The 12,149-nt window shown below is 73.0% G+C and carries 14 protein-coding genes; 4 read left to right on the forward strand and 10 right to left on the reverse strand.

All coding sequences use genetic code 11. From position 1 onward, the window contains the following. Window positions 1–377: 377 nt before the first annotated feature. Window positions 378–1,244, reverse strand: coding sequence for an NAD(P)-dependent oxidoreductase (locus ACIQMJ_RS13565; RefSeq protein ID WP_499761276.1), 867 nt, complete (start codon window positions 1,242–1,244; stop codon window positions 378–380). Window positions 1,245–1,335: 91 nt separating this feature from the next. Between ACIQMJ_RS13565 and ACIQMJ_RS13570 the strand changes: the two genes are divergently transcribed. Further along, on the forward strand, window positions 1,336–1,689 hold the full coding sequence (locus tag ACIQMJ_RS13570; protein WP_499761277.1) for a winged helix-turn-helix transcriptional regulator: 354 nt from the start codon (window positions 1,336–1,338) through the stop codon (window positions 1,687–1,689). Here the strand turns inward: ACIQMJ_RS13570 and ACIQMJ_RS13575 are convergent. From ACIQMJ_RS13575 to ACIQMJ_RS13585, 3 genes are all read right to left on the reverse strand, one after another. Continuing rightward, window positions 1,677–2,357 carry a winged helix-turn-helix transcriptional regulator gene (locus tag ACIQMJ_RS13575; RefSeq protein WP_499761278.1) on the reverse strand — a complete coding sequence of 227 codons (681 nt, stop codon included), beginning with the start codon at window positions 2,355–2,357 and terminating at the stop codon, window positions 1,677–1,679. The two genes, ACIQMJ_RS13570 and ACIQMJ_RS13575, sit on opposite strands and share 13 nt — an antisense overlap. Before the next feature lie 4 nt (window positions 2,358–2,361). Continuing rightward, entirely contained in the window at window positions 2,362–3,045 is a 684-nt protein-coding gene (locus ACIQMJ_RS13580) for an alpha/beta fold hydrolase (protein WP_499761279.1), read from the reverse strand. 75 nt (window positions 3,046–3,120) lie between these two features. Beyond that, complete coding sequence (locus tag ACIQMJ_RS13585; protein ID WP_499761280.1) at window positions 3,121–3,693, reverse strand: cob(I)yrinic acid a,c-diamide adenosyltransferase; 573 nt, start codon at window positions 3,691–3,693, stop codon at window positions 3,121–3,123. A gap of 94 nt (window positions 3,694–3,787) precedes the next feature. Between ACIQMJ_RS13585 and murA the strand changes: the two genes are divergently transcribed. Then, window positions 3,788–5,044 carry a UDP-N-acetylglucosamine 1-carboxyvinyltransferase gene (gene murA, locus ACIQMJ_RS13590; RefSeq protein WP_499761281.1) on the forward strand — a complete coding sequence of 419 codons (1,257 nt, stop codon included), beginning with the start codon at window positions 3,788–3,790 and terminating at the stop codon, window positions 5,042–5,044. A gap of 55 nt (window positions 5,045–5,099) precedes the next feature. Here murA and ACIQMJ_RS13595 read toward each other — a convergent pair whose 3' ends face one another. Continuing rightward, window positions 5,100–5,399 carry a hypothetical protein gene (locus tag ACIQMJ_RS13595; RefSeq protein ID WP_499761282.1) on the reverse strand — a complete coding sequence of 100 codons (300 nt, stop codon included), beginning with the start codon at window positions 5,397–5,399 and terminating at the stop codon, window positions 5,100–5,102. A 140-nt stretch (window positions 5,400–5,539) separates the two neighbouring features. Between ACIQMJ_RS13595 and ACIQMJ_RS13600 the strand changes: the two genes are divergently transcribed. Next, a complete protein-coding gene (locus ACIQMJ_RS13600) occupies window positions 5,540–7,531 on the forward strand; it encodes a protein meaA (RefSeq protein ID WP_499761283.1) in 1,992 nt (663 codons plus the stop codon). A 67-nt stretch (window positions 7,532–7,598) separates the two neighbouring features. On the opposite strand, the gene ACIQMJ_RS13605 is transcribed toward ACIQMJ_RS13600, so the two are convergent. Further along, window positions 7,599–8,447 carry a hypothetical protein gene (locus ACIQMJ_RS13605; RefSeq protein WP_499761284.1) on the reverse strand — a complete coding sequence of 283 codons (849 nt, stop codon included), beginning with the start codon at window positions 8,445–8,447 and terminating at the stop codon, window positions 7,599–7,601. A 56-nt stretch (window positions 8,448–8,503) separates the two neighbouring features. Between ACIQMJ_RS13605 and ACIQMJ_RS13610 the strand changes: the two genes are divergently transcribed. Continuing rightward, the gene (locus ACIQMJ_RS13610) at window positions 8,504–9,277 is read left to right on the forward strand and encodes an enoyl-CoA hydratase-related protein (RefSeq protein ID WP_499761285.1); all 774 of its coding nucleotides are present in this window, start codon (window positions 8,504–8,506) and stop codon (window positions 9,275–9,277) included. On the opposite strand, the gene ACIQMJ_RS13615 is transcribed toward ACIQMJ_RS13610, so the two are convergent. From ACIQMJ_RS13615 to ACIQMJ_RS13630, 4 genes are all read right to left on the reverse strand, one after another. After that, complete coding sequence (locus ACIQMJ_RS13615; RefSeq protein ID WP_499761286.1) at window positions 9,274–9,615, reverse strand: DoxX family protein; 342 nt, start codon at window positions 9,613–9,615, stop codon at window positions 9,274–9,276. The two genes, ACIQMJ_RS13610 and ACIQMJ_RS13615, sit on opposite strands and share 4 nt — an antisense overlap. 69 nt (window positions 9,616–9,684) lie before the next feature. Further along, a complete protein-coding gene (locus tag ACIQMJ_RS13620; protein ID WP_499761287.1) occupies window positions 9,685–10,206 on the reverse strand; it encodes a GNAT family N-acetyltransferase in 522 nt (173 codons plus the stop codon). Continuing rightward, complete coding sequence (locus tag ACIQMJ_RS13625) at window positions 10,203–10,739, reverse strand: NUDIX domain-containing protein (protein ID WP_499761288.1); 537 nt, start codon at window positions 10,737–10,739, stop codon at window positions 10,203–10,205. The genes ACIQMJ_RS13620 and ACIQMJ_RS13625 overlap by 4 nt, the downstream gene beginning before the upstream one ends. Before the next feature lie 2 nt (window positions 10,740–10,741). After that, window positions 10,742–12,136 (reverse strand): amino acid permease, encoded by a 1,395-nt coding sequence (locus ACIQMJ_RS13630; protein ID WP_499761289.1) that lies wholly within the window; start codon window positions 12,134–12,136, stop codon window positions 10,742–10,744. Window positions 12,137–12,149: the final 13 nt, after the last annotated feature.

Raw genomic sequence — 12,149 nt, forward strand, 5'->3', positions numbered from 1 at the left:
TCGCACGCGACCGGGGTGAGCGCGCCGCGGTGGCCGGTGTGCACCGACAGGACCGTGTCGTAGTCGCTGCCCTCGGTGGTGGCGACCAGCACGGCGTCCGCCGGTGCGGTGTGGGTGGACCACACCGACCGGTGGGACCCGGAGCAGTCGGTCGGGTCCTCGTACCCGGCCGTCGCCCCGACCACCGACTGGGTCGTGCCGAAGGGCAGCGCGGTGATCGGGGGTCGACCCGTCGAAGTCGTCGTTCGGGGGCGGCGCGGCGTGCGCCACCCCCGGGACGAGCAGGCCGAGCAGTGCGGTCACCACGACAGCCGCGGATCTTCGTGTTCTGCGCCCCCGGGCGCTCGGTCAGCCGAGCGATGTCACTCGGACAGGGGTCAGGCCGGGTTCTTGATGCTCTCGTAGATCCGGGCGAAGCCCTCCTTGCCGTGACCGGCGTCGACCTGCCGCCGGATCAGGGTCTGCACCACGTCGACCACCTCGGTGGAGATGCCCTGCGCGGCACTCGCGGCGATCATGTCGCCCAGGTCGGAGAACTCCAGGCTCTGCTGCCCCGGCACGGTGTAGTCGCCGCCGTCGACCACCGCGGCGAAGCCCGCGAACCCGCCCGTCATCGCGGACAGCCACGGCGCGGCCCGCTCGGCGAACCCGGCCGCCGGGATACCCGCGCCCGCGACCATCGCCGCGCCGTGCAGGAAACCGGCGAACATCACGTACATGCCCGCGAGCAGGGCGAGGTCGTACAGCGACGCCACGCCCGCGTCCTCGCCGAGGTACGCGCTCTCGCCCCAGAGGTCGAGCAGCGGCCGGTACTGCTCGAACGCCGTCCGGGAGCCGCTGTAGAGGACGGACGAGCCGGGCTGCCCGATCATGGGCGGCACGGCCATGATGCCGCCGTCGAGGTGCACCGCGCCGTGCTCCGCCGCCCACGCGTCGATCTCCCGGGACTGGTCGGGCGAGGTGGTGGTGACGTTGACCAGGGCCCGGCCCGCGAGCAGGTCGGCGACCGGATCCAGCACCTCGTGCACGGACGCGGCGTCGAACAGGCAGGCGACCACGACCTCCGAGGCGAGCACGGCGTCGCGCGCGGTGGTGGTGGCGGTCGCGCCCAGGGCGACCAGGGCGTCGGCCTTGCCGGGTGAGCGGTTCCAGACGGTGGTGGGGTGCCCGGCCCGCACCAGGGCCGTGGCGAGGGCGGCGCCCATCGCGCCGAGACCGAGGACGGTGACCTTCGTGTTCGTCATGCCGTGATCGTCACCCGGAACGGTACTGTCGTACCAGTACGGACTATTTTGTGCAGTACCCACTTTTTGGTGAGCACCCCGGGGAGGGGCGATGGCGGCTCGACGTGGTCCCTACTTCTGCGGCATCGACGCGGCGATGGACGTGGTGTCGGGGAAGTGGAAGTCGCTGATCCTGTGGGAGCTGGCCGAGCACGGCGTGCGGAGGTTCGCCCAGCTGCGCCGCGGCCTGCCGGGCGTCAGCGAGAAGATGCTGGTCCAGCAGTTGCGCGAGCTGGAACAGGACGGCCTCGTGCGCCGCGAGGTGTTCCCCGAGGTGCCGCCCCGGGTCGAGTACTCGCTGACCGAGGAGGGGCACTCGCTCAACCGGGCGCTCGCCCCGCTGGGGGCGTGGGGCACCGCGCGGATCGAGCGCATCGGCGCGGAGAAGGTGGTCTACGCGTCCTGAGGGTGCCGCGACGCCGGTCGCGGCCGGCGGAACAGGGTGCCGAGCAGGCGCAACGCCTCCCGGTCACCGGACGCGGTGGCCTCACCGGCCGCGATCTTGTCCGCCAGGCCCGACCGGCCGTCGGCCAGGTCGGCGAACACGTCCTCGGTGGTCTCGACGACCGCGTCCGGCTGCTGGGCGGGTCCGTGTCCCGCGTCGACCGCGCCGTCGGCCACGCGCACGTGGAACACCTCGTCGCCGACCCGGAACTCGTACACCGCCCGCACGCCCGCCGCGGCGTCGGCGTCGAAGAACGCCTCCATGGCCAGCACCGCCCAGCCCGGGTGGAACGCCTCGCCCTCCCGCCGTCCGCCCATGGCCCACTTGGTGCCCCACCGGGCCAGGGCGAGCACGGCGGGGCCGAGCTCGCGGCCCGCCTCGGTGAGGGCGTAGGCGGGGGTGCGGGCGGGCGGCGGGAGCGTGACCTTGTGCGCGAGACCTTCCTGCTCGAGGTGCTTCATCCGGGCCGCGAGCAGGCCGGTGCCCAGGCCGCGCAGGCTCTTCTGGAGGTCGCCGAACCGCTTGGGCCCGGTGAGCAGTTCGCGGACGAGCAGCAGGGTCCAGCGTTCGCCGACGAGGTCGAGCGTGCGCGCGGTGGCGCAGTACTGGTTGTACGTCCGCTGGTCCACCCGCTCATCCTAGGGTCGGCGCCTCCCGGCTCCCGACCGCGAGCAGCACGTCCGCGACGGCCCGCGGATCGGTCAGCGGCACGTCGTGCGCCGCGTCCAGCGGCACGGTCCGGTAGCCGAGGTCGGCGGCGAACCGGGCGAACGGGAACGCCTCCGGCACGCAGTGCACGCCGGTGCCGGGGACGCGGTCGACCGCGCCGGTGAGGCGGGTCGGATCGGTGAACGTCCGCAGCGGGTGGGTGCGCAGGCGGCGGCCGAGCCAGTCGGCGTCGTCGGGATCGGTGACGCCGTAGGACGCGGGCGGTGGCGGCGGGACGAGCCCGTCGGGGCCCGCGGCGGCGGTGATCCGCTCGGTGAACCAGTCCGGCGCCAGACCGGACAGGCTGGAGCCGTCCGGGCCAGCCCAGCCGTCGACCAGCACGAGGTGGGCGATCCGGTCGGGCCGCCGGTCGGCCGCCTCGCGGACCACCAGGCCCGCGTAGCTGTGCCCGACCAGCACCAGGTCGGGATCGGTGACGGCGTCGACCGCGGCCACCACCTCGGCCACGTGGTCGGCCAGGCCGACGTCGCGGTCGTGCGTGAGGTCGGGTGCGACGACGTGCGCGCCGGTCGCGGTGAGCAGCGGGGTGACCCGCTCCCAGGCCCAACCGCCGTGCCACGCGCCGTGGACGAGGACGTACGTGGTCATGGTCGACCTCCGATGCAGTGAGCTTCCTGTTTCTGAAGTCTACGGTTCAAAAACAGGAAGCGCTACCGCCTCGGGTCAGGCGTTGGCCCCCGGCTGCCAGAGCACGTCGCCGTCCGGGTTCGCCACCCGGGCCAGGATGAACAGCAGGTCGGACAGCCGGTTCAGGTACTTGGCGGTCAGCGCGTTGGTCTGCTCGGCCTCGACCTCGATCAACGCCCACGTCGACCGCTCCGCGCGGCGCGCCGTGGTGCGGGCCTGGTGCAGCAGCGCCGCGCCCGGTGTGCCACCGTTGAGGATGAACGACTCCAGCTTGCCCAACCGGGAGTTGAACGCATCGCACCACGACTCCAGCCGGTCCACGTAGACCTGGGTGATCCGCAGCGGCGGGTACTCGGGGTCCGGCGCGATCGGCGTGCACAGGTCCGCACCGACGTCGAACAGGTCGTTCTGGACCTGCCGCACCACGTCGGCGACGTCGCTCTCCAGCGCCCCGAGCGCCAGGGCCACGCCAAGCGCGGAGTTGGTCTCGTCCACGTCGGCGTACGCCGTGATGCGGGGCGAGGTCTTGGGCACCCGGGAGAAGTCGCCGAGGCCGGTGGTCCCGTCGTCGCCGACGCGGGTGTAGATCTTCGTCAGGTGCACGGCCATGCGAAGCACTGTAGACACCGCGGCGGCCCACCACGGACGGGCACGATTCAGACCGTACGTAGGATTGCGGCACAACGAGCAAGGAGTTCCTTACGTGAGTGAGCACTTCCGGGTTCAGGGCGGTGCGCGGCTGGTCGGCGAGGTGGCCGTCGTGGGCGCGAAGAACAGCGTGCTGAAGCTGATGGCGGCGGCGCTGCTGGCCGAGGGCACCACCACCATCACCAACTGCCCGGAGATCCTGGACGTGCCGCTGATGGCGGACGTCCTGCGCAGCCTGGGCTGCGAGGTGGTGCTCGACAACTCGGTGGTCACGATCACCACGCCGAAGGAGCTGAACCACCGCGCCGACTCCGAGGCGATGGGCAAGCTGCGCGCGTCGGTGTGCGTGCTCGGTCCCCTGGTGGGCCGGTGCAAGCGCGCGGTCGTCGCCCTGCCCGGCGGCGACGCGATCGGCAACCGGCCGCTGGACATGCACCAGAACGGCCTGCGCAAGCTCGGCGCGCACAGCGAGATCGAGCACGGCTGCGTGATCGCCGAGGCCGAGGGCCTGCACGGCGCGCAGATCTGGCTGGACTTCCCCAGCGTGGGCGCGACGGAGAACATCCTGATGGCGGCGGTGCTGGCCAACGGCACCACGGTCATCGACAACGCCGCCCGCGAGCCGGAGATCGTGGACATCTGCGTGATGCTCCAGCAGATGGGCGCGAAGATCGAGGGCGCGGGCACGTCCACGCTCACCGTGCACGGCGTGGAGTCGCTGCGGCCGACCGAGCACCGGGTGATCGGCGACCGGATCGTCGGCGCCACGTGGGCGTTCGCCGCCGCGATGACCCGCGGCGACATCACCGTGCGCGGCGTGGACCCGCACCACCTCGACCTGGTGCTGGAGAAGCTGCGCATGGCGGGCGCGGACGTCACCACGCTCGACGACGGCTTCCGCGTGGTGCAGACCGACCGGCCCCGCTCGGTGGACTTCGTGACGCTGCCCTACCCCGGTTTCGCCACCGACCTCCAGCCGTTCGCGATCGCGCTGTCGGCCGTGTCCGACGGCACGTCGATGATCACCGAGAACCTGTTCGAGGCGCGGTTCCGGTTCATCGAGGAGATGGTGCGGCTGGGCGCGGACGCGCGCACCGACGGCCACCACGCGGTGGTGCGGGGCGTGGAGCGGCTGTCCAGCGCGCCGGTGTGGGCGTCGGACATCCGCGCGGGCGCGGGGCTGGTGCTGGCCGGGCTGTGCGCGGACGGCGCGACCGAGGTCTACGAGATCTTCCACATCGAGCGCGGCTACCCGGGCTTCGTGGAGAACCTGCGCAAGCTGGGCGCGACCGTGGAGCGCGTGAGCGCCTGAGGTCGGCTGCTGCCGCTGCTGAGGCTCGACGGCGGAGCCCTTCCCGACCGGCCGGTCAGGAGGGCTCCGCCCGCAGCAGGAGCTTGGCGTCGGGCACGTCGGCGGGGAACACCATGAGCCGGTGCAGGTCGCCCCGGCGCACCACGGTCACCTTGATGCGCGCCGCGCGCAGGCGCCGGGCGAGCACGTCCGCGGCCTCGGGGGTCGGCACGGCGGAGACCTCGGTGAGCAAGCCGAAGTCGTCGCCGGTGTAGTCGGGCACGGCTCGCCGGTCGACGCCGAAGGCCCAGAACAGCACCAGGCCGAGCAGCCCGAACACGACCACCATGAGCAGGAAGGTGGTGAGCGCGGTCACGCCGTACATCCTCCCGCAGTCACGATTCAGTGAGCAACGGCACGCGCGCCCTGTGTTACCCGTCAGTACGCTACGGGGAACGCGAGGTCGCGAACGTGTCGTCCGCGGGAAGTCGCGGCCGTCGAACACAGGAGGTTGCCGTGCCGTACCCGGCCGACCGAGAGCGCGACCGCCCCTGGGTGATGCGGACGTACGCCGGTCACTCCAGCGCCGCCGCCTCCAACGCGCTGTACCGCCGCAACCTGGCCAAGGGGCAGACGGGCCTGTCCGTGGCGTTCGACCTGCCCACGCAGACCGGGTACGACCCGGACGACGAGCTGGCCAAGGGCGAGGTGGGCAAGGTCGGCGTGCCGATCAGCCACATCGGCGACATGCGGCAGCTCTTCGACCGCATCCCGCTGGGTGACGCGAACACGTCGATGACCATCAACGCGACCGCCATGTGGCTGCTCGCGCTGTACGTGAGCGTGGCCGAGGAGCAGGGCGCGGACCGCGCCACCCTCGCGGGCACCACGCAGAACGACATCATCAAGGAGTACCTGTCCCGCGGCACGTACGTGTTCCCGCCCGGGCCGAGCCTGCGGCTGATCACCGACGTGGTCGCGTGGACCGTGTCGAACGTGCCGAAGTGGAACCCGATCAACATCTGCTCGTACCACCTGCAGGAGGCGGGCGCGACGCCCGTGCAGGAGATCGCGTACTCGCTGTCCACCGCCATCGCGGTGCTCGACTCGGTGTTCGACTCCGGCCAGGTGCCCGAGGAGCGGCGCGGCGAGGTCGTCGCCCGCATGTCCTTCTTCGTCAACGCCGGCGTGCGGTTCGTCGAGGAGATGTGCAAGATGCGGGCGTTCGTCCGGTTGTGGGACGAGATCACCCGCGACCGGTACGGCATCGCCGACCCCAAGCACCGCCGCTTCCGGTACGGGGTGCAGGTGAACTCGCTCGGGCTGACCGAGGCGCAGCCGGAGAACAACGTGCAGCGGATCGTGCTGGAGATGCTGGCCGTGACGCTGTCGCGGGACGCGCGGGCGCGGGCGATCCAGCTGCCGGCGTGGAACGAGGCGCTCGGCCTGCCCCGGCCGTGGGACCAGCAGTGGGCGCTGCGCATGCAGCAGGTGCTGGCCTACGAGACGGACCTGCTGGAGTACGAGGACCTCTTCGCCGGCTCGCACGTCGTGCAGGCCAAGGTGGACGAGATCGTCGAGGGCGCGCGGGCCGAGATCGACCGCGTGCAGGCGATGGGCGGCGCGGTCGCGGCGGTCGAGTCCGGGTACATGAAGTCGGCGCTGGTGTCGTCGCTGGCCGAGCGCCGCAGGCGGGTCGAGTCCGGCGAGGACGTCGTCGTGGGCGTGAACAGGTTCGACACCACCGAGCCGTCCCCGTTGCAGGCCGAGGGCGCGAACGCGATCGAGCAGATCGACCCCGTCGTGGAGCAGCACGCGGTCGAGGCGATCCGGGCGTGGAAGTCCTCGCGCGACGACGCCCTGGTCGGGTCCGCGCTGGACGAGCTGCGGGCGGCGGCCAAGACGGACCGCAACCTGGTCGAGGTGACGATCGCGTGCGCCAAGGCCGGCGTGACGACCGGCGAGTGGTCGCAGGCGCTGCGCGAGACGTTCGGCGAGTACCGCGCGCCGACCGGGGTGTCGGCGGCGTCGGCGTCCGGCGAGGCGGGCGCGGAGATCGCCCGCGTGCGCGAGCGCGTGCGGACGACCGGCGAGGAGCTGGGCGAGCGGCTGCGCATCCTGGTCGGCAAGCCCGGCCTCGACGGTCACTCCAACGGCGCCGAGCAGGTCGCCGTGCGGGCCCGCGACGTCGGCTTCGAGGTCGTCTACCAGGGCATCCGGCTCACGCCCGCGCAGATCGTGGCCGCCGCCGTGCAGGAGGACGTGCACGTGGTGGGCCTGTCGATCCTGTCCGGCTCGCACCTGGAGGTCGTGCCCGCGGTGGTCGACGGCCTGCGCGCGGCCGGTGCTGGTGACGTGCCGGTCGTCGTCGGGGGGATCGTCCCGCCCGACGACGCCGAAGAGCTGCGGGAACGCGGCGTGGCCCGGGTGTTCACGCCCAAGGACTACGAGCTGACGCAGATCATGGACGAGATCGTGACCGTGGTCCGCGAGGCGAACGGCCTCTAGACCACGTCGTCGGTGACCACGATCTCGGCGAAGCCACCGCCGCGCACCGCGCGGTCCGGGATGCCGGTCAGCTCCCCGTCACGGGGATGACGCTGTTGTCCGCCTCGTGCACCAGCAGCCGCGCGCCCAACGGCTCGGCCAGCCGCACGGGGTAGTACTGGAACCGGTACATCGCGTTGCGCGCGCAGTCGCCGACCGTCCCGACCGTCCGCACCCCGATCACCACGGCGGTCTCGGTCTCGGTCACCACGGGCTCCTTGGTGGAGGGCTCGTCACCCTGGCACGGCGTGTCGGGCGCGCCCAGCTCCACCTCCAGCTCGACGCCGTCCGCCGTCCTCGCGTGGTGCGTCCCGACGACCGGCTCGCCCCGCTTCCAGAACGCCTCGGGCGTGAGCGCCGGCCACGCGAACCGGCTGCCGAACGACGACCGGAACAGCCACGCGGGCAACTCCAGCGGACCGCGGTCGGTGGTGAACTTCGCCGTGCCCAGCTCGACGTCCACCAACTCCGCCGGCTCGCCCTCGCGGGCTCCCACCGACATCGCCGTCAGCGCGTCGCGCACGCCGATCAGCGGGAACGTCGCCGGACCGTCGGGCAGCACCACGGGCACCGGGCCGGGCGTCGGCGGCTCGACGCCGGTGAACCGGTAACCGTGGCCCTGGGCCAGCTTCTCCTGCCCCGACCCGACCCACTCCGCGGTGACCAGCTTCGGCTCGAACAGCACGATCGGGCGGGGGTCGGCGGTCACCGGGAAGTCCGCCCCGAGCGAACCGGGCGCGGCCGGGCCGGTGGGGGCGGCGGTGGAGGTGGGGAGGTCCGAGGTGGTCAGCGGGGCCGCGGCTCTGTCGGTGCCCGCGCAGCCGGTGGCGAGGACACCCAGGACACCCAGGACCGCCGCTGACAGACGAAGTCTCATGCCCCCTGGACGGTAGTTCCCGAGCAGGCGGTTGCACCGCCGGTTACGGTCGCAACATGGCCGAATACCAGCACATCCGCGTCGACCGCACGGATGACGTCGTGCGGATCACCATGGACCGCGCCGCCCGGCGCAACTCGCTGTCCGCCGAGCACCTGGCGGAGCTGTTGACCGCGTTCCGCGAGGTGGCGGCGTCGGACGCGGTGGGCGTGGTGCTCGCGGGCGAGGGGCCGGTGTTCTCCGCGGGCCACGACTTCGCCGACGTGTCGGCCCGCGACCTGGACGGCGTGCGCGACCTGCTGACCCTGTGCACGGAGCTCATGCGCACGATCGAGTCCGTGCCGCAGGTGGTGATCGCCCGCGTGCACGGCCTGGCCACCGCCGCGGGCTGCCAGCTGGTGGCCTCCTGCGACCTGGCCGTGGCCGCCGAGGAAGCCGGGTTCGCCCTGCCCGGCGGCAAGGGCGGCTGGTTCTGCCACACCCCGGCCGTGCCGGTGGCCCGGACGATCGGCCGCAAGCGGTTGATGGAGATGGCGCTGACCGGCGACACCGTGGACGCGCGCACCGCCGAGCAGTGGGGCCTGGTGAACCGGGTCGTGCCACTGGCCGAGCTGGACGAGGCCGTGGACGAGCTGCTGCACCGCGCCACCCGCGGCAGCCGGGCCAGCAAGGCGCTGGGCAAGCAGACGATCTACGCCCAGCTCGACCGGCCGGAGTCCGACGCCTACGCCATCGCGCTGGAGGTGATGGCGGCGGCCTCGCAGACCCCGGCGGCCAAGGAGGGCATGTCGTCGTTCCTGGAGAAGCGCCCGCCCGCCTGGACCGACTAGCCGAGCAGCAGCGAGGCCACCGGCAGGGCGAGGAACGCGGCCGGCACGGCGATGTTGTGCCACACGCGGGCCCGCACGTGGGCCACGAGCGCGCCCGCGAAGAACGCCACCAGCCCGATCGCCGCCGCCGTGCCGACCACGGGCACGCCGAGCAGGCCGAGGAGCAGGCCGACCGCACCCGCGCCCTTCAGCACGCCCAGGACGGGCAGCCACGACGGCGGCACGTGCACCGCGGCCGAGTTGGCCGGCACGAAGTCCGCCCTCACCAGGTCGGCGACGGCGATGCCGGCGTTGGCCAGCACGGCGAGCAGGGTCACGACGACGTGCGCGGTGGACATGGCACCTCCGGGGTGGGCGGACGACAACGTCTGCCCACCCGACGCGCTCTCGGCGCGGGAGGTGACCGGCTACCCGACCCGCTTGTGGAACACCGTCGTCGGCCGCGGCACGCCGTCCGGGTCGGCGGCGTAGTCCGGGATGACGCCCGCCTCCACCCACCCGGCCCGCCGGTACAGCCGCTCGGCGTCCGACCCGGTCTGCGTGTCCAGCACGAGCAGCGTCACGCCGCGCTCGGCGGCCCCCTGCTCGGCCACCTCCAGCAGCGCGCGGCCCAGCCCGGCGCCGCGCGCGTCGCGGCGCACGACCAGCTTGGCCACTTCGGCGCGGTGCGTGCCGTTGGGCGTGTCGGTGAACCGCACCTGCACGGTGCCCAGCACCCGACCGCCGTCCCGCGCCACCCACACCGCCAGCACGCCGTTCGCGACCGGCGCGGCCCTGGCCCGCCACCACTTGAGCACCTGCTCGCGGGACAGCGGCTTGACGAAACCCACCGACGCGCCGCCCTCGACCGCGTCGGCCAGCACGTCGGCCAGCTCCTCCGCGCACGCCAGGAGCTCGGCGGAGGTCAACTCCGCGATCCCGGCGGTCACGGTTGCGCGTGCTCGTGCAGCAGGAGCAGCGTGTAGGCGGCGATCGACTGCGCGTCGGTGATGTCGCCGCGCGCGATCATCGCCTCGAACTCGGCGCGCGGGAACCACGCCGAGCGCATGTCCTGCTCCTCGTGCTCCCGCTCGTGGAAGCCCTCCCGCAGGTCGGTGGCCAGGAACACCCGGCCGCGCTGGCTGGACATGCCCGGCGCGACGTCCAGCACGCCGAGTTGCACCAGCCTGCCCGCCCGCAGCCCCGTCTCCTCCCGCAGCTCGCGCTCGGCCAGCACCAGGGGGTCCTCGTCCGCGCGCTCGGGCGCGGTGCCCTGCGGGAACTCCCAGCGCCGCATGCCCAGCGGGTAGCGGAACTGCTCGACCAGCCGCAGCCGCTCGCCGTCCATGGGGATCACCAGCGCGAAGTCCGGCTTGTCCACCACGCCGTAGATCCCGGTGGTGCCGTCCGCCCGCCCGATGGCGTCCTCCCGGACCACCATCCACTGGTTCGCGTACACCTCACGCGATCCGAGGGTTTCCACGTTCACTCTCCCTGTGCCGAATGCCGGGCGAGTTCCGACCGGCGTCGCCCGTACGCGAAGTACACCACCAGACCCGCGGCCGACCAGACGCCGAAGGCCAGCCACGTGGCGGGCGCCAGGCCCGCGACCAGCAGCGCGCACATGCCCAGGCCCAGCAGCGGCACCACCGGGACCCACGGCGTGCGGAAACCGCGCGGCAGGTCCGGCCGCGTGCGCCGCAGCACCAGCACACCCACGTTGACCAGGCCGAACGCCACCAGCGTGCCGATGCTCGTCGCCTCGGCCAACTGCCCCAGCGGCACCAGCGCGGCCAGCACCGCGACCACCGAGCCCACCAGCACCGTGTTCACCGTCGGCACCCGCTTCGCGCCGACCCGCGCGAACACGCGCGGCACCAGGCCGTCGCGCGCCATCGCCACCAGCACCCGCGTCTGTCCGTAGAGGACGGTCAGCACCACGGACGCGATCGCGATCACCGCACCCGCCGACAGCACGGTCGCGGGCCAGCCCGCCCCGGTGACCTGCCGCAGCACGGTGGCCAGCGAGGCGTCCGACCCGGCCAGCGCGTCCACGCCGGCCGCGCCCACGGCGGTGAACGCCACCAGCACGTACACCACCGTGACGACGACCAGCGAGATCACGATCGCCCGGGGCAGGTCGCGCTGCGGGTTGCGCGCCTCCTCACCGGCCGTGGACGCGGCGTCGAAGCCGATGAACGAGAAGAAGACCAGCGACGCGGCGCCCGTGACGCCCGCGATCCCGGCCGGGGCGAACGGCGTCAGGTTCCCGCTGCGGAACCCGAACACCGCCACCACCACGAAGAACACCAGCACCGCCACCTTGAGCAGCGTGGTCGCGGTGGTGACCGCCGCGCTCTCCTTCACCCCGCCCAGCAGCACGGCCGTCGCCAGCAGCACCACCACCGCCGCCGGCAGGTTGACCACGTCACCGGACACCGCGGCGGGCAGCTGGAACCCGAGCGTCGCGTCGAGGAACGCGTTGAGGTACCCGCTCCAGCCGACCGCGACCGCCGCCACCGAGACGCCGTACTCCAGCAGCAGGCACCACCCGCAGACCCACGCGACCAGCTCGCCGAGCGTGGCGTAGGTGTAGGAGTAGGCCGACCCGGACACCGGCACCGCGCCCGCCAGCTCGGCGTAGGACAGCGCGGAGAACAGCGCCGCCAGCGCCGCCACGGCGAACGACACGGCGACCGCCGGACCGGCCACCGGCGCGGCCTGGCCGAGCACGACGAAGATGCCCGTGCCCAGCGTCGCGCCCACGGAGAGGGAGACCAGCGGCAGCAGGCCCAGGCTGCGCCGCAGGGACGTGTGCGCGCTCTCGTCGGTGATCAGGTCGACGGGCTTGGTGCGCAGGAGCTGTCGCAGCGGTGACACGTCGGCCGACGGT

Origin of the sequence: Actinosynnema sp. NPDC091369 (genome assembly GCF_044757065.1) — a bacterium.
GTDB lineage: Bacteria > Actinomycetota > Actinomycetes > Mycobacteriales > Pseudonocardiaceae > Actinosynnema.